This is a genomic window from Fulvivirga sp. M361 (assembly GCF_007097395.1).
In the GTDB taxonomy this organism is placed as follows: Bacteria; Bacteroidota; Bacteroidia; order Cytophagales; family Cyclobacteriaceae; genus Fulvivirga.
In genome coordinates this window covers 321022-343225 of sequence record NZ_VKDC01000006.1, presented here as the reverse complement: position 1 = coordinate 343225, position 22204 = coordinate 321022, and the positions used below count along the sequence as shown (strand labels likewise).

12 protein-coding genes are annotated in these 22204 nt (G+C 42.5%); 3 read left to right on the top strand and 9 right to left on the bottom strand.

What is annotated here, in order from left to right; translation table 11 throughout:
- Positions 1-70: 70 nt before the first annotated feature.
- Positions 71-655 carry a DUF416 family protein gene (locus tag FNH22_RS08585; protein ID WP_143397944.1) on the top strand — a complete coding sequence of 195 codons (585 nt, stop codon included), beginning with the start codon at positions 71-73 and terminating at the stop codon, positions 653-655.
- A 123-nt stretch (positions 656-778) separates the two neighbouring features.
- Here the strand turns inward: FNH22_RS08585 and FNH22_RS08580 are convergent, their stop codons facing one another.
- Positions 779-1432, bottom strand: a complete 654-nt coding sequence (locus tag FNH22_RS08580; RefSeq protein WP_143397943.1) for a 4'-phosphopantetheinyl transferase superfamily protein — start codon at positions 1430-1432, stop codon at positions 779-781.
- Positions 1433-1648: 216 nt separating this feature from the next.
- Between FNH22_RS08580 and FNH22_RS08575 the strand changes: the two genes are divergently transcribed.
- Positions 1649-3832, top strand: coding sequence for a radical SAM protein (locus tag FNH22_RS08575; protein ID WP_143397942.1), 2184 nt, complete (start codon positions 1649-1651; stop codon positions 3830-3832).
- Positions 3833-3840: 8 nt separating this feature from the next.
- Here FNH22_RS08575 and FNH22_RS08570 read toward each other — a convergent pair whose 3' ends face one another.
- Entirely contained in the window at positions 3841-4899 is a 1059-nt protein-coding gene (locus FNH22_RS08570) for an adenylate/guanylate cyclase domain-containing protein (protein WP_143397941.1), read from the bottom strand.
- 466 nt (positions 4900-5365) lie between these two features.
- On the opposite strand from FNH22_RS08570, the gene FNH22_RS08565 reads away from it, so the two are divergent.
- On the top strand, positions 5366-5932 hold the full coding sequence (locus FNH22_RS08565; protein WP_185154131.1) for a GNAT family N-acetyltransferase: 567 nt from the start codon (positions 5366-5368) through the stop codon (positions 5930-5932).
- Between the two features lie 122 nt (positions 5933-6054).
- On the opposite strand, the gene FNH22_RS08560 is transcribed toward FNH22_RS08565, so the two are convergent.
- From FNH22_RS08560 to FNH22_RS08530, 7 genes are all read right to left on the bottom strand, one after another.
- On the bottom strand, positions 6055-9375 hold the full coding sequence (locus FNH22_RS08560) for a cellulase family glycosylhydrolase (protein WP_143397939.1): 3321 nt from the start codon (positions 9373-9375) through the stop codon (positions 6055-6057).
- A 52-nt stretch (positions 9376-9427) separates the two neighbouring features.
- On the bottom strand, positions 9428-12745 hold the full coding sequence (locus FNH22_RS08555) for a glycoside hydrolase family 9 protein (RefSeq protein ID WP_143397938.1): 3318 nt from the start codon (positions 12743-12745) through the stop codon (positions 9428-9430).
- A gap of 203 nt (positions 12746-12948) precedes the next feature.
- Positions 12949-16827 (bottom strand): two-component regulator propeller domain-containing protein, encoded by a 3879-nt coding sequence (locus tag FNH22_RS08550; RefSeq protein ID WP_143397937.1) that lies wholly within the window; start codon positions 16825-16827, stop codon positions 12949-12951.
- 436 nt (positions 16828-17263) lie between these two features.
- Positions 17264-18253, bottom strand: a complete 990-nt coding sequence (locus FNH22_RS08545; RefSeq protein ID WP_143397936.1) for an NAD(P)-dependent alcohol dehydrogenase — start codon at positions 18251-18253, stop codon at positions 17264-17266.
- A 15-nt stretch (positions 18254-18268) separates the two neighbouring features.
- Complete coding sequence (locus FNH22_RS08540) at positions 18269-18487, bottom strand: hypothetical protein (RefSeq protein ID WP_143397935.1); 219 nt, start codon at positions 18485-18487, stop codon at positions 18269-18271.
- A gap of 117 nt (positions 18488-18604) precedes the next feature.
- The gene (locus tag FNH22_RS08535; RefSeq protein ID WP_143397934.1) at positions 18605-19456 is read right to left on the bottom strand and encodes an AraC family transcriptional regulator; all 852 of its coding nucleotides are present in this window, start codon (positions 19454-19456) and stop codon (positions 18605-18607) included.
- 146 nt (positions 19457-19602) lie between these two features.
- The gene (locus FNH22_RS08530) at positions 19603-22203 is read right to left on the bottom strand and encodes an FtsX-like permease family protein (protein WP_143397933.1); all 2601 of its coding nucleotides are present in this window, start codon (positions 22201-22203) and stop codon (positions 19603-19605) included.
- Position 22204 lies beyond the last annotated feature (1 nt).

The following is a 22204-nucleotide window of genomic DNA, read 5'->3' as shown; positions in this document are numbered from 1 at the left end:
TTTATATGATGGAATTCCTCCATTAGAAAAATAGTCGTTAACATTGGAGTTGGCATTATACGAATTGAATATGGATGAATTTTCATCGAACGTATTTAAGCGATTACCGATACTTACAGACCTGAAAAAGACAATATTTGCCTATTGGTGTTGTAAAAGGTTGTTGCCTAACTATGTTAAGTTTAACGAATTAGAAAACTGGGGAGATATTAATGTTCTACTTGATGCACTTAATTATTTGGAAGCTTATTTAATTAATGACGAGTATGATGAAGGTAAGATACGAGAGCTTTTGCGAATTATAGATGATGTTATCCCGAATACAAATGATTTTGATACTATCTATGCATCCTTTGCCCTAGATGCCTGTAGCTCAATCTATGAAACATTATTATTTTTAAAGGATAAAAAAAATGAACATATCATTAGTGTTGGATCTCTTATGAGAGATACAGTTGACATCTTTATCCAAGAAAAAGAGAAGTTGGATTACAATGACCCAAATTTTGAAGTGAAAATAAAACAAGATCCGTTTATGATCAATGAGCTTAACCGACAAACTCAGTTCTTAGAGAAACTATTAAAGTATAAAGGGGATAATTTGGTCAATGTATTAAATAGTTATGACGCAATTATAGATCTTTCCTTATTGTAAATAGATTATCAGTAAGGTTCTCCAACTGGTCGTGGCATGAACGCAGTGGTGCTACGATCTAAAACCCTAGCTGAGCGTAGTATTCTTTCAAGAAAACAGGTATAGATTCTAATTTTCAATGTATTAATCATAAAAATCAACTTCTTCCCAATCCACTGTAAACTTTTCATGATCTGTAGCTATAGACAAACAGCTACCCTTTATATGATGGAATTCCTGATAGTACCAGGAAGCGTCGCCTAACTGTACATGACTACGTTGTACCTGAACTTCTAACAACGGTACGGACAGCCCTCTGCCATCTGCTTTAATGGCGCTTTCCTTGATGGTCCAATACCTGAAGAAAGTGGTTATCGGATGTTTGGCGTTATGAATGTCTTTCCATTCGCCCGGGGTCATTACATTTCTAAAATCCTCAAAATCAATGGATCTGACAGCTTCAATGTCAATCCCAAGCCTCAAACCCGCTCCTATAGCGCACATTACATATTCTCCGGAGTGTGAAATATTAAAATCAAAATCAGCGGATAGATAAGGACGACGGTACGCCGTATATTGGATCCCGGAAAGATCTCCCGGAGGATATCCGTATTTTTCAATGGCCTTCATCAAAAGTAATTTTCCAAAGACATAGGCATGTTGATCTTTCCAGTTTACATAGGAGGTTGCCTTATCCCGGAGGTCCTGAGAGAGTTGATCAAGATATGTATTCCAGCAATTAGCCGATAGTTCGCCGGTGATTTTTGCATAAAGAACTAACACATGAGGTGTTTCCATTCTACCTGATAAGTTCTGGCTTTCGCCCTCTAATATATTTACATTCCCATAGTTTCCAATTCATTTATTTCCAATGCTTTTTCGATTAATTCAAAGCATTGTTTCCAATTGTTTGAAAAATACTAAGCTTTAAGTTTTATCATGCAGGAGAAGGTTGAACAGGAATAGCTTGAATAGCAATGAAATCAGCCATATTTGCATTTGAAAAGATCCTTTATGTCCGTGCAGTCTGTGCTTCTTGTTACCCCTCCTTTTACTCAGCTTAATACCCCCTACCCGGGTACTTGTTATTTAAAAGGTTTTCTGAATACAAAGAGCATCGCATCTCACCAGGTGGATGCAGGTATTGAAGTCATCAATCGTCTTTTCACAAAGACCTGCCTGACACGTCTTTTTGAAGAAGTTAGCTCAGAAGCTGACCTTTCTGCGCATGCACAAAGGACGTTAACACTGAAGAATCGCTATATACATACCATTGAACCCACTATAAAATTCCTGCAACAGCAGAACCCCACCATTGCGTATTCCATCGGGGAACGGAATTACCTGCCGGAAGGCAAGCGGTTTGAACAACTGGATGATCTGGATTGGGCCTTCGGCACATTAGGGGTGCAGGACAAGGCCAGGCACCTTGCCACGCTTTACCTTGAAGACCTGGGTGATTTTATCAAAGAAGTCCATGATCCGCATTTTGGCTTCAGCAGGTATGCAGAGCGCCTCGGCATGTCGGCTTCTTCCTTTGATCCATTGCTAAAAGCGCTCGATGATCCCGCTTCACTTATAGACGAACTAAGTTTAGATATCCTTAAAGAGAAAATAGCCTGCTTCCATCCTACCCTAATTTGCTTATCGGTCCCCTTCCCCGGAAATCTATACGGTGCATTACGTATAGGAAAGTTCGTTAAGCAGACTTATCCTGGCATTAAAGTGGCTATGGGGGGTGGCTATCCAAACACGGAACTACGCTCACTCCATGACCACCGGGTATTCGATTATGTAGATTTTATCACACTGGATGACGGAGAACGACCTTTGCTCAACCTCATAGAATACCTGGACGGGCAACGGCCGGTAGAAAAGCTCAAAAGAACATTTATGAAAGGGGAATCATCGGCTATCTATGTCAATAATGGAAAGGAATTGGACATTCCTTTCAGCCAAACCGGCACGCCTGATTACAGCGATCTACCTTTGAAGCAATACTTATCCGTTATAGAACTCGCCAACCCAATGCATCGGCTATGGAGTGACGGCCGATGGAATAAACTCACTATGGCACATGGCTGCTATTGGAAAAAATGCTCTTTTTGTGATATCTCGCTGGATTATATCAAAAATTATGAGCCCGTTGGCGCTGCCATCATTTGTGACCGGATAGAAGTGATCATTCAACAAACAGGGGAAACAGGTTTTCACTTCGTAGACGAAGCAGCCCCTCCTGCCCTTATGAAAGAACTGGCCATCGAGATCCTGAAAAGAGACCTCGTCATCAGTTGGTGGACCAATATACGTTTTGAGCAACATTTTACCCCGGACCTTTGTAACCTGCTGAAAGCCTCCGGTTGTATAGCAGTATCGGGAGGTCTGGAGGTAGCTTCGGACCGATTGCTTGAACTCATGAAAAAAGGTGTTTCAGTAGCCCGGGTGGCCCAGGTAGCACGTAACTTTACCGATAGCGGCATTATGGTACATGCCTACCTCATGTACGGGTTTCCCACCCAAAATGCCCAGGAAACGGTCGATTCCCTGGAAATGGTGCGACAACTGTTCTTTCATGGGGTGTTACAAAGCGGCTTCTGGCATCAGTTTGCCATGACAGCACACAGCCCAGTGGGCATGTCACCTGAATCATATCAGGTGACTCAGACAGGACCCGAACCGGGTGGATTTGCCGTTAATGACCTGGTACATGAAGACCCGTCCGGTACCACACATGAAGTATTCTCAGAGGGATTAAGAAAATCCCTTTTTAACTATATGCATGGCATTGGCTTTGATTTTCATCTGAGTGAATGGTTTGATTTCAAAGCACCAAATACATCCATACCTGAAAATTACATTGAAGATATTCTGGAAAGCTATGAAGACACAGAGGTCAATGCTCATTCCAGGTTGCTTTGGATTGGCCATGTGGCCGTAGATCCGGGCATTCAACTCGTGGGATCAAACGAAGTAGCTTTAAGGTTTGAAACCAATACAGATTCCACGGTCATAACAATGATTAAAAGCCTTGCAGACTGGTTGGTGCCCTTTCTGAAAAACGCGGGACCAGACTGCAAGAAAGTCACTTTCGATAAATTTCAGCGCTCATTTGAAGCCGCCCACCCTGGCGATTTCGATGAATGGCTGGACAGCGAAACGTTCCACGACATTCGGCGGAGCGGACTGCTGATCCTCTGAAACAGCTTTTAGGATCGTCCATCATCTTCAGAAGCTGCATAGACGAACACTCCATTCGTCTTCCCCTTCAGGTCAATTTTCCCCAGTCTGTCAAATACAAACCCATTTGCATCCAATTTGTCCTTTAAGTACTCCGAGATCAACAGCTCTTGTCCAAAATCATTGCATTTAGCCTGAATTCTGGCGGCAGTATTAATGGTATCGCCATGATAGGCTATTTCTTTTTTGTATTTACCTACCTCCGTTACGGTGACAATACCGGCATTCATTCCCGCTTTGAAAAATGGTTGGCAATTATATTCTTTCAGATAGTACTCCTTTTTCTTATCTAATTGTCGCTTGAAGTTAAAATACGCGTTGATACAGTTTTGTCGTCGCAATCCATCTTGTAACTGCCAGGTAAGTATTACCTCGTCTCCCACATATTGATAGATCTCGGCTTCATTTTCCACTACTACACCAAGATCATTGAAGCAGTCCTGGATCATCCTGCTGTAGTCAATATGACCTAACCTTTCTGCAAGCTGTGTGGAAGACTGGAGGTCGAGAAACATAAAAACCCTTTCTTCTTCCCTGGGAGTGTAGAATTTTCCCTGCAAGAGCTTACTAAAGTTGTTGTCTCCAATCAGCAAATTCACCTGTCTTAATACTGCCATAAAAAAATCTACCGACAGGATATAAAAATAGATGGGGAAACTTCCGGGCTCTGTAGCAAATTCGAGTAGCCCCAGGTTTAATCCAAGAAACAATGTACAGATAACATAAAACACCACAAGTAGGATAATCAGGAAGAAGAAAGCGTATATCACCCGAAGGACCAGTAGTCTTTGAATGGACAGGCGTTTGTAGATACGTTCTTCCGTAAGTATTTGTGCATAACCTGAGATAGCCCCAAAAACAGGTCCTGTGGTAATGGATATAAGCAAGCTGGTCCACAAATCAAACTTAACCGACCCCATTTCTGTCGTACCTACTCCCCTGACAATACTTAAAAATACGAACGCCAAAGTCCATCCTATGCAATAGGTCTTAATGATTTGCCACCTTCGCTTATTAATCAGTTTCATCCATCAATATTGGGTTAGTACATGCCTGTTAGTGCAATACAAGTTATTAAAGCCAGGTAAATTTTAAAATCTACCTGTCCTGTAGTCAGAAAAATCCGACGTGACTTACGTCATTTTATTTAACTGTAAGGTTATGTAATTTTATAATGTCATGAGGCATTGAGTGTCAGGATAATGACAAAGAAGTAGTTTTAGTAAACCGGAGTTCCTTCTCTTATCAAAAGGATTAAATTAAAACCCATAGTGCAGTAAACGTTTACATGAAGCGCTGTGGAACCCCCACTTACAAACCCGTAAGACTTAAAACTAACAGAGGAGGATTTAGAATGCAGGCTATTTTAAGGATAGCTTCGTTTTCACAGGGAACGCATAAGGATCAAAGAAACTCCTGGATTGTCATGCCATGCAACCCGTCTTTAATCATAGTGATGTAACAGATTTTTTGAGAGCATGTAAGCCAAAAAGAATGACCAGTCACCTGCACGCTATCCCTCCGTTTTGCAAAAATGAAAGCCACAATTTAAGTCACTACCACAAGCTGGATACATCCCTTCACGGCTGTGAAATTCTTATCAGGGCCATCAGACCTTCAGATAAGTTAGCGTTAAAAAATGGTTTTAAAAGGTTAAGCCCCCGATCTGTATATTGCCGGTTTTTAGGATATCGTAAAGAACTCACTGAAGCGGAATTGAAGGATCTAACAGAGGTTGATTTTATTCATCACGTCGCATTGGTGGCAGAATTTCACCCTGCTAACAAACCTGTGGGGGTTGGAAGGTTTGTCGTATTACCTGACGCCGGTTTAATAACCGCCGAAGCAGCGATCACTATTGACGAAGAATTCCATGGCCTGGGAATTGCCACTTTATTATTAAACCATCTCCTCCAAATCGGGAAATTCTTAAACATTCAGCAGGTAGTTGCCGAAGTGCTTTCATCCAATCGTGAAATGCTCAACATTATCCATCGAATGAATTTGAATACGCAGAAGGAAATTTCAGGAGACTGTGTTAAGATCACACTACACCTCTGAAGCAACCGTTTATGTCCTTCAAAACCCGAAAAAACGAACTGCTCAAGCCGAACAAATTAGGATATTGAAAACACACCATAAAAGAGCTTGGGTTAAGCTCTTTTATGGTGATAATTCATAGGTTATTGTTTCATTACTTTAATGATCATAGAAGACTTAAACGTATTGATCTTAAGTAAATACATACCTCCTGGAATATCTGACCTTAATTTAATAAGGTTCCCTTCAGTGATCACTAACGATTCTACACGTTGACCCGCCTGGTTGAACAAGCCGATGGATTCTACTTCCTGAGGGTCGGCTACCTCAATTTGAATGACATCAGTAAACGGATTAGGATAAACACGCATGCTTGATGCCTCCTCGCCTTCCCCAATAGTTAAACCGATTCGGTTTGAAGCAGTGCCAGCCGGGCCACAATCAGGGGGTGTTGCTGAATTAGAATAGTAGATAGTATACGATCCGGTCTTTGAAACCATCACCAGATCACCTCCCACATAATTTACATAGTAATCCCCATCTAACCCTGGAAAACCCGTCCCGGAAAAACTCAGATCAGGCTGCGTACCATTGAAGGTCTGCGTTGCAAAAGCCCTTAGATCTATCCACCAACCGGGTATCCCATTCGACGTATTCATGGATATCTGCCATAATCCGTTATTCTCCAGATCCCAGTTAATCGTAAAATTGGAAACGTTGGACAGGTCCGGACCACCGGCACCCAATACATGCGCATAGTTGTAGGCATTTTGTCCTGTAGCTAAAGGTGAAGCGGCAGGTGTACCGAAATCACAACCTGTAGAACCTCCGGTAACTAAAACGACAACACTTGCCTGGTCGACCCCTCCTTTATTGTCCGTCACCGTCACTGTAGCTGTATATGCACCGCTATTAGTATACATGTGACTTGGCGATACACCAGTACCTGAACTATTATCTCCAAAACTCCATGAGTAACTCAATACATCGCCATCGGGATCACTGGAGCCTGAAGCATCAAAAAGTACGGATAATGGCGCTTCACCTGTCTGAGGTGACGCCGTAACCACTGCCACCGGATCCTGGTTTCCGGTACCTCCACAAGCAAAATTATCCGCGGGGACCAGTATATGGTCTTTGATAAAAGCTCCTGATGTTGAGGTATTGTTCCAGCTGCCTGAAGAACATGCTCCCGGATTCAATGCAGCAGACACTTCTGCTTTATCGGCAAAACTCCAATTGATCCAACTGACCTTATTATCACTCATCCAATCCATCCAATTCTGAGTTTCAGCTAGGTAAGGTCCTCCATCACCCGTAGCCTGGCTAGTACCAAACTCGGTGACAAATAGTGCGAGTCCGGCATTCAGCGCAGTATTTCCCTTAGCCCGCAGCCAGTCTGTGTGTGTACCGGAGTAGAAGTGCAGGGCGTACATCAGGTTACTGTAATTCAAAGGATCGGCTGCCGCCACATCCACATCCTGGCTCCAGGTAGGTGTTCCTACAATTACTATTGTGCTCGGGTCGTTTGCCCTGATCCTTGGAATAATGTCTTCAGCATAGGTCTTTACCTGCGGCCAGGTAACGCCGTTAGGTTCGTTGGCTATTTCATAGATAACATGTTTTTTACCTGTGTGTTTGGCTGACATATAAGACCAAAAATCCCTGGCAGCTACAATATTGGCATTCGGATCTCCCGGGTTTAATACATGCCAGTCAATCATACAATAGATTCCTCTGCTGGCACATTCGTCTACCATATTGTCAATCCAGTTCTTCCAGTAATCCGGGTTATTCACGTACCCACCTTCTTCCACATACATGGCAATCCTGAATATATCAATGCCCCAATCGTTGACAAGTGCATCTAATGAACCGGTGGTATAGCAGTTTTCAAACCACTGGGGTCCATGCGTGCTCATTCCTCGTAATTGAACTGTATTTCCACACTCGTTGACCATCTGATTACCTGAGACACTGAGTTTTCCGTTAATGGCAACCGGTGATCCGGCGGGATATTCGGAAGAAGTATTGTCAAGCACAAAACTCGCGCTAATCGTATGGTTAACCGTAACATTACTAAAAGTGTAATTACCAACATTTCCTACAGACACGCCATCCACCTGCACATCATCGATCGCGTATCCGGAAGAGGCCGTAATGACAAAGGAGCGGTCACTGTTTTCAGGAACAACCACTGATCCGACAGGGGAAATACTGCCCCCGGAACCCGCTGTGGCCGTAATTTCAAAAGTTGTACCACATCCGGTCCCGATACCGTTCGGGATCTCTGCATCCAGATGGGGGATCAACTTATTCATTTTCCAATCATGGATCGAGCTCCAGTCATCCGTCAGGATGCCTCCTGTATCCCCTGAATTAGGGTTCCAGCACCAAAAGCTCCACGAATATCCTTTTTCACCCATAAATGCCAAATAGGTATCAAACCAAACCTCATCTACCCCACCCTGTGTTTTAATGCCGAATTCACCGGCAAACAAGGGAGAAATGTTTTGTGTATGCAGGTAGTTAAAGTTGGCTTCCCAGATGGCTGGCATATTACCTGGAAAAGTGGGATCACTAAACCAGGTCTGCTGGAATACCGTGGGACCATATTCATGCGGTGAGTACACCAGTTTGGAAGGGTCTGAAAGCCTTACCGGGTAACTGGCGGCGCCTTTCAGGTTACCTCCCCACCAATAGGTTTCATTTTCAAATTCTTCCACACCTTCCACCATAATGAGTACATTGGGGTTTACTGCCAGTATAGCGTCTCCACAGGCTTCTGCTGCAAGCCTCCAGTCTGAGGTTATATCACCACTCCCCCACCTTGAGCCGTTTCCGTTCTTGCCATGAGGTTCGTTATTAATGTCCATGGCGATTACAGCGTCCTTGTTCTTATATCTATCTGCCAGAAATACCCAATCTTCAATCCATTTTTCATGAGGCGTAATGTCTGTATACCATAGCTCTTCGGAAAGGTATCCATCCGGCTGCCTGGAATGGTTATCCAGGATGATCTTCAGGTTCAGCTCCTGGCAGTAATCTACCATCAGGTCCAGCAGGTCCAATGGGTCTGTCAGACTTCCTTCTACCTCATTAAGTATTCTTCCCGTATACGGATCAGGGACAGGAGCGGTACTGATCCCGGACATGGTGGCTCCCGGTTCCAGGATAGCATTACTCCACGGAATTCTTATGGAGTTGAATCCCAGGTCTTTGATTTGCATCAACATACTCTTACAGTCACGGCTCCATAATCCATGAGGAGCCCTGTTGGATGTTTCAAACCCGAACCAGTTGATACCGGTTAATCTTACTACTTTTCCCTGCGCATCATATAGTTTATTTCCTGAAGCAGTCAGATAATTGCCTGTGCATTGCTGGCCGCTGACCTGATGCATGGTTAAAAACATCAGACACATTACCCAAAACAATAGACGGTTGGTTTTTAATATTTTCATATTGCTATTTGATTTAGTTGATAAAAAGGGGGCTTAATGCTCCCTCTACCGGTTAGTTCTTTAGTACTTTTAATACTTCCAGCCAATCTGCTCCTTCGATGTGTAGCATGTACAGCCCCTTTTTGAACTTTGGACTTAGTTCAATTACCTGCCTGTCAGAAATTTCTTCATGGTTTAGTCGTAACATCTCTTTTCCCATCGCATCGAACACAGTGATCGACTCAACGTGTCTGTCCGGTAAGGCAATTTGGATGGACTCATTGAATGGGTTGGGATAAACCGAAAGGCCCTGGATTCCGCTAACGACAGAGCTGCCATCGGCAAGCTTTCTTGCATTGGATACGGAACAATCAGGAGGTGTTGCAGATGTAGAGCAATAGATCGTAAAATCCACCGTTTTTGAGACCATTACGAAATTACCGTTGTCCCAGGTTACATAATAATCACCGTCCATTCCCTGGAAGCCTGTATTTACAAAACTAAGGTCCGGTTGTGGAGAAGAAAACTGGTAAGTCATGTTGGCCCTTAAATCATTCCACCAGCTGGGAATACCATTATTGGTATTCATGGAAAACTGCCAAAGACCGTTATTTTCCAGGTCCCAGTTAATGGTGAAATTCGATACATTGGATAGGTCCGGCCCTCCTGTACCTATTACAAAAATATGGTCAAAAGAGGTATGTCCGGTAGGCAACGGCGTAGGTCGTGGGGTATCAAAGGCACACGGACCACCATCACCGGTAACGGATATGGCTATGGTATCACTACCAACTCCCCCTGAAACATCTGTGACCGTAAGTATAACCGTATAGCTTCCTGCCAAGGCATAAATATGAGTAACCGTTACACCACTGGCCACAGCGCCATCACCAAAATCCCAACTGTAGGTGAGTACATCTCCTTCCGGATCGGTAGAACCACTACCATCAAAGTCCACGGTTAATGGCGCTGCACCGGAAACAGGAGTAGCTGACGCACGTGCTACCGGACGCTGATTGCCTGCTATAAAAGATGCTGAAATGGTCTGGTCGGAGATAACATTTGCAAAAGTATACGTAGCTACATTCCCCACAGAAATGTCATTTACCAGGACATCGTCAATAACAAATCCAGGGTCAGGACTAATCGTAAATACCTGGTCGTTACCTTCTGACACTATTACGCTTCCCACCGGACTTATCGACCCTCCGATTCCTGCAGTGGCAGTAATGGTATAGGTAGGAACGATCACTTCGGCAAAACTTGCCACAATGGTACCATTGGATTGAACATTGGTAAATGTATAGCTTGCAACAGCTCCAACGGTATCCCCATTAACGGTTACATTATCTATCTCGAATCCATTATTGGCGGTAATTATAAAAGTACGGCTACCACCTTCAGCAACGGTAACTACACCATTTGGCGAGATGGTTCCCCCGGTTTGTGCTGACGCAGTGATTGTATAAGAAGGTCCTGCCGGGCCAGGTTCCTGCCCACCGACTAATACCCCGCCTTCATAAATAGGTATGTTAGCAATGACTTGTGCGGTACTGGTCAAATCGCTGCCTGACCAATCATTGCCAAGGTCAAAAGGTACACCCGTATTTACCCTGATCTGTATTTGCGCTTCTTTTGCATTGTTATTATAACCGGCAGGCGCTATTATAACATCGCTCGCCCAGGTAACCTCCACATAATAAGTATTAGCGGCCGCATCCACCACTATAGGCCCCGCAAATGTGGCTCCGCCTTCACCAAACGATAAAGAAATGTCATAGTCATTGATGGAATATCCGGCTGCTACTGACTCGGAGATATCCATGTAATACCTTACCGAAGGACCTGTAAGTGTCCGTGCGGGCCAGGCTGAATAGTTGCTCACATCCATGGAGATGGTAGCACTTGTAGCATTCAGGCTGTTCAATTTGGTACTTGAAAATATCTCATCACGGCCGGGCACTTCATCTACAGGGAAATTTGCCAGTGGTGTACCGCCATACACTTGCTGCATCCGGGCAATAGCGCCTTGGAAACAAGCATTATAATCTACGGCCACCTCGTTCTCCTGGAAATCGGTAGTAACATCCGTGTGCTGATCATCTGCAGCTCCGGGCCCTCCTACCAATGCACCGTATAATGTATGCGCCGCCGGTATGGGCAGACCGCGATCGGTACCCTCCCAGGAGCCATGTGCACTACGATGGTGAGGGTTTTTGGGCGGGTTATTACCAAAACCGATCACATAACTTCTGTTATCAGGGTTGTCACCCAGGATATAGTTTATCTGACGTTCGCCAAAATTAATGTATTTGGCCTTGTTGGGAGTGGCCACATTATCCGCATAAATGAAGGCTGTAAGGGCTGCATTGGCTGAATGCCTTAAAGATCCCCACTGAAATAGCCATGCCTGCCCTCCCGGGGAATAGGTGATCTCATCTGTCCAGAAGTTGAGATGTCTTTCTGCATCATCCTTATACTTTTGATTATCAGTAAGCATCGACAATAACACAAAGCTGCCATACGACTTATCCTCCCATACCAGGCTCCAGAGGTAATCCACAGGCCTGCCTGCCGGGTTGTTGATCATATTGTCATATTCGGCTTCGGCCTTTTGCAGGTACTGGATATCACCGGTAGCCTTATAAAGCCACAGCGCACCCCATACCAGTTCATCAAAGTAGTTTCCGGAAGGATAACAGCAATCCGCCGGCACCGCTCCGGTATAAAATCCGCGATACTGATCTCCAAAATTGTACAGCGAAACGGCATGATCAATGAGTTCTGCACTATAGGCAGGGTCACTGTCTTTAAAAATAATACTGGCAGATGCCAGGGCGGCGGCTGTTTCACAGACTACATCTGTGCCAGGATTGGCAGCAGTCACGCTGTATGATTTTCGCGCGGTATATAACTCAGTGAGTTCTGCCGCTGCCCAAAGTGAATGATCTGTAGATTTATCTGAAACCTGTGCCACAAATTCTGTAGGCCCGATATGACATTTGATGAAATAATCAGTGACCCAGCGGATATTATTCTTGAATATCTCATCCTGGTTAGATTGAACATAAGCCTGTTGATATTCCAGGAAGCCCCAATTGAGCGCTGTCACGGAAAACGCCATAGGCAATCCGAATTTAATATGATCTCCCGCGTCATGCCATCCGCCGGACACATCAATTCCTTCAATTTGTCCATCATTTACATTTGCATCTCCGCGCCATGATACGCGGTTCCAGGCCGGTAACTTCCCGGATTGTTGGGCCTCATAAAAGAAGAGTGATTTCTGTAATACTTCTCCATAGTTGTACTCCTGTGCAGAGCTGAAATTTATAACCAGCATCAGGAGTGGAAGAATGGTAAATACCATCCAACAGTTGGTGTTTTTCATATGATTTGATTTTTGGTTTACTTAAATCAAATGTATCGCTCTCTCTATGGAATGATGTTGATTAAAGTATCGAATACTGGGACTAAAATGCCACTTGGATTATTGTCTCATGATTGGAATATTGTCTCTTAACCTCTCTGAATAATCATTAAAGGCATTTTTTGAGATATCAAATAAAGGAATGGTTTACTAAAACGAGTGCCTTAAGTTCCGTCTGCCTGTACAAATTCGGAAGGAGATTTACCATACATCTCCTTGAAGCATTTTGTGAAATACCCGGGGTCTCTGAAGCCAACGGCGTAGGCTATTTCCGAGATGTTATGCTCCATGTAGCTCAGTAGTTCCAATGACTTTGATAACCTCCTGTTTCTGATAAGTATACTTACGGAAAGTTTGGTAAATGACTTCACCTTTTTATACAATTGCGACCTGCTCAGGTTCATATAATCAGCCAAATGTTCCGGTCCGAATTGATCATCGGCCAATTGCGCATCCACGATTTCATACAGCTGGACCATGAAGGGAGAATCGTCATAACGGGGATTGGCAGTATTTTCAGAAAATGAGTGGACCTCCGCAAAGCGATCTTCCAGAAGTTCTGAACTCAGATAAGATTTGAGTTCCAGCATTCTTACGTCTACATCAGGAACCGGTATGAATTCCCCGGTCTTAAATACATCTTTATCCACCGGAAGCCAAACCGTATAATTTGTTTTTTCTTCGTCCATAGACAAGTTGAATGTGCCAAGATGTACTGCGGTTAATTGTTTGACCAACGCCATAGCATAGTTTGTTTCTACGATTTGTTCTTCCTCCCTAAAATCATCCACTCCTTCTTTTTGATCCGTCATGGGCAGGCAGGCATGACCTACTGTAATTTTAGCAAACTCCAAGGCCTTTTTAACTCTTTTCAAACCACTGGGTAACTCTGGTGATTCCACCGTATGTAGTTCAAGACCAATTTTAACCTGACTATTTGGATGGGCTCGTTGAACAGCGTAAGAAATCAAAGAATGCATTATCTTTTCAAGTTTTGCAACGTCAAAAAATACTTCAGCTGCTTCTTTATTACTCTCAAATACAAGCCCCAAATGACGTTTGTCCGCTTTACTTCTGAATACGTCCGACAATTGTTGACAGTAATGAACAATATCATAATTAGAAACGCTCAACTGTGTTGAAACAGTATCAAACCTTGATATATCAGATAGTTGTTCTATCAGCGTGATCACCTTTCTCGCATTTTGACTAATTAATTTAAAGTACGTCATACGGGTTTCCGGAGAAATGGAATCATTTTCAGAGATAAGCTTTTGTAACGGTCGTCTGATAAGGTTAAATGGAGATTGTAGTTCTTTTGAAATATCAGCATAAAATTTGATTTTGAGCGAATCAAGCTGTTCTTTAAGGTCTTTTTGAAAAAGTGCAAATTTTAGGTCACTTTTCCTGCGTTCTTTCCTGATTACGTACCATTTATAAATAGCTATCCAAACTATTATCAGCACAATATAAAACAACTTAGCCCACCATGTTTTCCAGAATGGCGGATCAATTTCAAATCTCATGAGCATTTGAGGTTCTATCCACTGATTGTTTCCCACCGATGCTTTGAGCATAAACCTGTATTTTCCGGGGGGTAAATTGGAATAGGTGGCTTCCTTGCTATTGTCTACATAATTCCAGCTTCTGTCAAACCCTTCCAGTTGATAAGCGTATTGTATGTGCCTTGAGTGTTGAAAGTTGATCCCTACATAATTGAACCTGATATGATTCTGGTTATAGTGCAATGTAGTACTACAGCAACCATAAGGATCGGTTGATTGCAGTAATTGATGGTTGTTTTTATGGTTTATGCTGACCCCTGTAAGACTTAACAGGATTTCCGGGTCCTTAAGCTCTAACGCATCCGGATGTAGTGTAAGCAAACCCTGAAACCCTCCGAAATACAAGGCCCCGTCCTTTCCAACGGTATGAGCACCTGCAAAAAATTCATTTGATTCAAATGCATCGGACTCTGTGAATGAGTGTACATCCTCAGTCACAACGTCTATTTTTGACAAACCGTTTTTGGTAGATACCCATAAGTGATCATTACAGTCCGATACAATTCCAGTAACGGTATTATCAATCAACCCATCTTCTGATGTGACCATACTAAATAAACCATCTGCTTTATTGAATCTATTTAAACCGCTTTCAGTGCCAATCCAGATTATGCCATTAGTATCTTCATGCAGCACTCTCACCTTATCATGACTTAAATCGCTGTTTTGAGTATTATATGTCAGAAATTGATTCTTCTCAGGTGCAAATACTGTAAGGCCAGCCACACTGCCGATCCAAACATTCCCTTCACGACCAATTTCAAGGGTATAGACCCAATTGTCGCTTAATGCATTTTCCCAATTAAGGTAATCAGCATAATACCGGGTAACGGTGCCTGTGGACTTCTGAAATTTATTCACACCACCCCCATGAATTGCCAGCCACAGGTTGCCGTCACGATCTTCTTTGATGCAACGTACATCATTGCCTGAAATAGTATTGTCCTTTGCCGGATCATAAAGGTGAGATTCAAAACGGTTTAAGGAAGGAATGTATTCCTGTAACCCTCCTTCATACGTTCCTACCCAAATACGCCCCTCACTATCCTCGAATATGGAGAAAACAGTGCCTTTCCCCAATGAAAACGGATCGCTTTTACTATATTCAAAGTGTCTGATCGTACTGTCCGTTTTATCCCAGAGATCTATTCCTGCCGTATAGTATCCAATCCATAGACGTCCTTTTGAGTCTTCTAATACACTTGAAACAGAATTTTTAGTCAGCCGAAAATCACTGGACCGGCTATTACTATAGGTACTGAACGGTATATCGCTCAAAATCTGGTTAATTCCTCCCTGAACGATGCCTAACCAAATGTTATCCTGGTTATCCTGAAAAATCGTTTTCACCGAATGAGTTGAAACGCCCCACTCGTTCAACGGATCAATTAAGTAGGATGTAAAAAATATATCCTCCTTTTTTTTGCGATACAACCCTGAGTTATCCCCTATCCAAATTGAACGCTGTTTATCTTTCAGTAAGGTTTCGATACTGCCCGGATCACCGGGCAATGCTATCTTTTCTAACTTACCTGATGCTATATCCAGCTTATACAAAAAACCGTTCAGAAAGCCAATCCAAAGAACGTCGGTATCGGCCAGCAGCGCTCCTATTCGTTGTTTTTCCATTTTAGCGGATTCCAGCTCATTATCAAACTTGATCAAATGATTGGTGTGTGGGTTAAAATAGCTTAATCCGGCATCATCATAACCTACCCAAAGGTTTCCCTTTGTATCGGGTTCTATTACTCTAATATGTGAAGCATTTCGTTGAACGTGGCAACTGCGGTAGATATCATCCTTAAAAACCGTCAATTCTCTTTCATCAAATAGCTGTTGCAAGGCAGAATTAAATAATACCTGATTAGAAAATATAGAGTCTTTCATAAAGGAAAGCCGGGATAATATTCCATTGGGGATGTCAACCTTCTTTAACCGCGCCATTGACTTATCATCCAGCAGCAGGCTTGTTTCAAAAAAATATCTTTTAAAATCATTTTCGGCTCTACGGTATAAGTTCAGCCCCATAATAGTCCCAACCCAAAGTTGTTGGTTGAAATCCTCCTTAATACAAGTTATGTAAGGGTGACTGATCGTATTACTTTGATAAGGAGCATGAGCAAATCTTTCAAAACTTTCGCTTTCAGGATGGTATCTAATGAGTCCTGTATTTTCAGTACCTACCCATAAACTACCAAGGTGGTCTACAAAAAGAGCCGTAATATTATTGTCACTAATGCTTGTTGAGTCTCCGGGATTATTGCGAAACACCTTGAACTCATAACCATCGAATCGATTTAAGCCGTCGGTGGTACCGATCCATAATTTTCCGTCCTGAGTTTGCGCAAAAGAAGTAATATTGTTACTGGACAATCCCTCCTTCTTGGTGTATCTTTTGACGTGTAAGTCTGATACCTGCCCAAAAGAATAAAAAGTCAATAATAAAAGAGTAATACAATAATAAGCAGTCTTATTCATTGTTTTAGTTCTATATATTATATTATAGTACAATATATAAAAAAAGTAGAATAATGGTTTTCACAAACCCGTTGAAATCACTTACTGGTCGGTGAAGCGAAGCGGGCCATTTTTAAGCCTGGAATGGCCAAACTTTCAAGAAAACAGAACCAGCGGTACATCAATATACCAGCAATTAACCTTTATTTATCCCCATAACATAAGCGGGATAAATGAACTAAACAGAGCGTCCGGAAAAAGAATAATTAAAGGAAGGTATAAAGGTAGTTTAATTTGAGCATACCATCTACTTATGTATTCCACGTTTATAAGTAGTTTATTAAAGAAACAGAGTGTGAAAATACATTCAGGATCTCAAATGCTTAATTTGGGCTGATAAGGAATCTTTGCACCATGCTCATTCCTCCTCGCCCTAGGCGCCATGCCCCTGCTCTCTTTAGATGGTGATGACCACATTACCTATTTTCTCGCCTGTTTCCACGTATCGGTGTGCATCTGAGGTCTGTTTCAAAGAGTAGGTCCTGTCAATGACTGCTTTTAGCTTACCTGCCTCAACAGATTCTTTGAGGTAAGCAAGATCTTCCGTCTTTTCACTCGCTAATTCAAAGATAAATTTCTTGCCTGTTCGCCGGCCCGGCAAGTTGTTTATCCTTTCACTCCAAAGCCCTTGCACCACCTGCAGAACCCATGGACTGGATAAAACATAACGTCCGTTTTTCTTTAGCGACCTCATCGCCTTTGAAACTGAGCCTCTCCCTACTACATCAAAAATGACATCATAGGTCTGCCCGTTTTGGGTGTAGTCTTCCTGCGTATAGTCAATGACATGATCTGCGCCCAGGGAAAGTAGTTTTTTCAGTTTTTTTGTACTGTCGACACCGGTCACTTCCGCTCCCATCATTTTAGCAATTTGTATGGCGTAAGTACCAAAACACCCTGCCGCACCGTTGATCAAAAGCTTCTCACCAGGCTGAATATTTCCTTTTCTCAGGTAGTGCAATGCATTTATGCCTGCTGTAGGAATTGTAGCCGCCTCTTCATAGCTCATATTGACTGGTTTTATGGCCATGAAAGAAGTATCCTTTTGACATTTATATTCGGCATAGGCGCCAAAACGCATACCTGTGCCACAAAATACCTGGTCACCTTTCTTATAACGTTTCACCTCTTTACCTACGGCCTCTATTTCTCCGGAAAGCTCCATTCCCAACATAGTGTGCCTGGGCCTTCTGATCCCTATATAAATACGTAGTGGCAGCCAGAATAGCACGTGGATGTCAAACCTTCGGATCTCACAATCTCCCGGTGTTACGGATGCTGCATTAATTTTGATCAATACTTCATCGTCTTTAGGAACAGGTTTTGCCACTTCTTTATATTCCAGCACATCAGGGGTTCCATATTTTGTCCAAACAATTGCTTTCATAGTCTAAAATGAACGCTAATCACCCAATACTTCACAATAGAATCCATTTGTCCTGACCAGATCAATAATGTCGTATTCGCTTATGTTTCCTGAAGTTTCTACTCTCAATACATTATCTATATCTTCCGTATCCACTGACCAAATGATAACATAAGGATGCTCTTCAAGAACAGGCTCAAGTTCCAGGACACTTTTTTTCGAGGAAATGTTGGTTTTAAATATCAATACATCCATAGGCATATTTTTTAAAACTGTGATGGAGAAAAATACGAATTGACACGCCATATTTCGTGTATTTATTGACACAAAAGTCGTTAAATAATACACGTTGATGTTATCTGAAACATCCGATCACTTATCTGAAAGGTTCAAACGATACTCACTCGGTGTCATGCCATATTTAGTTTTGAACACACGCGAAAGGTGTGCGGGACTACTAAATCCACATTCGTATCCCACACTACTGATACTTTCATCGGACACCTTAAGTAATTTAGCTACCTTTTCCACCCTTTTGTTGATGATATAATTTCCGGGTGTAGTGTTGTAGATCTTTTTAAACTCACGCTTAAAAGTGGAAATGCTTCTATTGGTAAGCAAGGCCAAATTCTCAGTGGTTACCGGACCGCAGATATGCGCTTCCACTATTTCCTTAAAACCAAAGGTACGTTGAGAAAACAAGCTGCTCATGATCTTTGTGACCACAGGTGCATCTTTGGTTTGTAAAAGGAGAAGGATAATTTCCTTTAACTTCAGGATGAGGATGTCCTGGGATATGGCCTCTCTATTATGAAAGAAACAAGCCACTCCGGCAAAATACTGTTTTACCAATTCCGATGCAGCCATTTGCACAATGTATTGCGTAACAGGTTCTTCTAACTCTTTCCAAAAAGGAGGCGGACCATTCTCATAGACCTTTAACAGCACCTCTTTATGAAAATGAACGATTATGGAAGTGAATTGTCCATATTCCTGCTCTGAAAGCGTATGTCCCATCATTTGACCACATAATGAGAGTATGGCCTGACCTGCTTCTACCCTAATTCCGTCTTCAAAAGATACCACCTGATCATCTCCATCTATAATATAGGCAAAACATGCCTCAGAAGGTAAGGGAACACTTGTCTCCATGGGAGTACGGATATTCACCCAGGTAAATAAAGGTTTATCAAACAGGTCAATGGTTTTGTGATTGACTATCATTTGTTTTTAACCCACTAGTGGCTTGTTAATTATCTATTACAGTATGACGACTCAGTATCAGGATTGTTACGGCGGAACAGTACAATACACACCTCTTTTCCAACCGCCCGGCTAACGGGTCACTATTTCGAACGCAACGAGTGCTATTATTCCGCTTTTAATCCGTCTACCGGGTTAGACCTGGAGATTTGCCCAAGCTGTGAGGAAATCACAATTAGTAAAACACCAGTGAGCATCAGCACAGAAATGACTACTCCTGTATAGTTGATGGGTATATGATACTCATACACTAAATCAAAAAACATAGTGATCAAATAATAACTGAGAGGAGCACCTATCAGCAAGGCCAGTGCAAACAGCCCTATATACTGCCTGATCATATTCACGGCTATATTTATTAGCCTGGCACCCAATACTTTTCGGATGCTGAACTCTCGTTCTCTTCCTGCTACATTAAGCGAGACCAGGCCAAACAAGCCCAAACCGGCCAATAAAATCGCGATGAACGCCACTATCCTCCAAAATTGTCCATGACTGGCAACCTCTTCAAAATAATTGCCCCATACGTCTTCCTGATATCCTCCCTGAAAAGGGATCTCGGGAAATAGTGTTGCCCATTGGGATTGTAAGGTTTTGTACGTCTCCATTTCTGTCCCGGGAGTTACCCGCATGGACAGGTATTGGAATTCCTTTTCGTCAGCCACCCTGAAAATGGTGGGTTGCACTGCCTCGGCAAAACTGTAAGAATGAAAGTCTTTTACGACACCAATAATTTCGTGCTGTATGCTATCTATCTCAAACTGTGTCCCTAAAGCATTATTTAGCTCGAGATTTTTGACTAAAAGTTCATTTACCACCACGGTCCGTTTGTCATTTTCAGCATCTTCATAAAATAATCTTCCGGCAACCCGTTCCAATTCCATCGTTTCAAAATAATGAGCATCCACCGCTAATTGATCTACTTCGTAGTACCGGTCAGGAAAATGCAAAACCGTGGTTACATGACTTCGCCCCAGGTGATTTTCCGAGCCTGAGACAGATACGATATTTGGGTCCGGTATTATAGCCGTTTTTAATTGTTCAAAGGCAGCATAGTCGTGCACGTTTACATAAAGTGCATGTCCCGGATCATACCCCCAGCTGCGATTCGCCATGTAGTCATTATTTTGAGTGAATACCACAGCACATACAATAAGAATACATGACAAGATCAATTGAAAGCCTAAAAACACTTCAGTCATCCTGTTCTTCCTGCCAAACTGCGCAGAGCCTTTAAAAATGGTGGCCACCTGAAATTTTGAAATGTAAAAAGCCGGATAAATACCAGATAAGAATCCTGTTATAAACAATACTAAAGTGAGGAATATCCAAAGTTTCCCATCCAAAAGCTCAAAATCTGTACTGAAGTTATTGAGCTCTTCAAACCATGGGATAATAACGGTAACGCCCAAAACAATGCCTATGATCAACGCAAAAAAGGTCACAAACATATTCTCAGCTAAAAACTGTATAATGACCATCCTGCGATTAGCGCCGATCACCTTTCTTAAGCCTATTTCTTTCAACCTTTTGGCTGCGGAGACAATAGCTATGTTAATGTAGTTAAAACAGGCCAGAGCCAGCATGAACAAAGCCAGAATGGACAGAATAATGCGCGCCTGGTGATTGCTGTAGTAATAAGGACTGGAAATGCTATTTTTTATGTTAACAGAATTTTCATACAGTGTGGCCAGTGGTTCAAAGGCAAAAGATGAAATGGCCCAGTCTTCCTGGGCTTCATTTTGCATTTTTTTGTACCGTACCATTCTCTTATCTATAGCAGGGATATGACATGGATCATCCACCTGGATCAGTGTCGCGTCTATGAAGGCACTCCAATCGTGCGTGTCATAGGCAGGATCAGCCGCTTTTATATTTTCAAAGTTGACCAGAAAGTCAAAATGAATAGCATGTGAATCAGGGAACGCTTTTGCCACACCCCCTACTTTGAAAGCTTTACTGTTATTCTCATCAAAGATCATCAGAATATCGCTACCGACAGGGTTCTCAGCCCCAAAGTACTTAACCGACATTTCTTCATTGAGAATAATACTGTTAGGATCCTGCAAAGAACGAATCGATCCCCACTTCAACGGGAAGGTGAGCATCTCCAGAAATTCAGGATCAACGTATCTAACACGCTCATGAAAGACGTTATCTTCGTATTTCACTACAACGTTCCCATCCTTTACTCTGCAGGTTTTTTGTATCTGTCCAAAATCTCCTTTCAACATTTCCGCCAATGGCCTTGGTGTTTGCCCATTTTGCTGTAGTGTGCCATCTCTGTCTACAAAAATGGTGACCAGGTAGACTTTCTCCTTGTTTATATGAAACTGATCCACACCACTCACCCAGCCGTTAAAAGCATACACGAGCATACAAATACCTATGGCAACAGATAATCCAAAGACATTGATAAAAGAACTCATCGGATTTTTCATTAATCTTCTGAGTGACGTTTTTGAGTAGTTTCTGAACATGATAATCGTTGAGTTAGTCTGACCCTTTGGTTTTCTCCAGGCATAAGGTTGGCAACAGCGGATTACATCCAGTAGATAGTATAAACGGGCTTTGGTAACCCCGTATTCATCCACTCTTTCATAGTAGAATTCCTCCAGGTCGCCATGCAGTTCCTCGTACCTTTCCCGCTGGCAATACCACTTGAATAAAGCGTGAGGTATCTTCGGTATGTTGTTATTTGTTTTCATT

What these genes read in the sequence shown, in the direction of transcription:
- FNH22_RS08565 (WP_185154131.1), top strand. Translation starts at nt 5,366, where the DNA reads ATGACCAGTCACCTGCACGCTATCCCTCCGTTTTGCAAAAATGAAAGC.
- FNH22_RS08555 (WP_143397938.1), bottom strand. Translation starts at nt 12,745, where the DNA reads ATGAAAAACACCAACTGTTGGATGGTATTTACCATTCTTCCACTCCTG.
- FNH22_RS08545 (WP_143397936.1), bottom strand. Translation starts at nt 18,253, where the DNA reads ATGAAAGCAATTGTTTGGACAAAATATGGAACCCCTGATGTGCTGGAA.
- FNH22_RS08550 (WP_143397937.1), bottom strand. Translation starts at nt 16,827, where the DNA reads ATGAATAAGACTGCTTATTATTGTATTACTCTTTTATTATTGACTTTT.
- FNH22_RS08575 (WP_143397942.1), top strand. Translation starts at nt 1,649, where the DNA reads ATGTCCGTGCAGTCTGTGCTTCTTGTTACCCCTCCTTTTACTCAGCTT.
- FNH22_RS08560 (WP_143397939.1), bottom strand. Translation starts at nt 9,375, where the DNA reads ATGAAAATATTAAAAACCAACCGTCTATTGTTTTGGGTAATGTGTCTG.
- FNH22_RS08585 (WP_143397944.1), top strand. Translation starts at nt 71, where the DNA reads ATGGATGAATTTTCATCGAACGTATTTAAGCGATTACCGATACTTACA.
- FNH22_RS08535 (WP_143397934.1), bottom strand. Translation starts at nt 19,456, where the DNA reads ATGATAGTCAATCACAAAACCATTGACCTGTTTGATAAACCTTTATTT.
- FNH22_RS08540 (WP_143397935.1), bottom strand. Translation starts at nt 18,487, where the DNA reads ATGGATGTATTGATATTTAAAACCAACATTTCCTCGAAAAAAAGTGTC.
- FNH22_RS08530 (WP_143397933.1), bottom strand. Translation starts at nt 22,203, where the DNA reads ATGAAAACAAATAACAACATACCGAAGATACCTCACGCTTTATTCAAG.
- FNH22_RS08570 (WP_143397941.1), bottom strand. Translation starts at nt 4,899, where the DNA reads ATGAAACTGATTAATAAGCGAAGGTGGCAAATCATTAAGACCTATTGC.
- FNH22_RS08580 (WP_143397943.1), bottom strand. Translation starts at nt 1,432, where the DNA reads ATGGAAACACCTCATGTGTTAGTTCTTTATGCAAAAATCACCGGCGAA.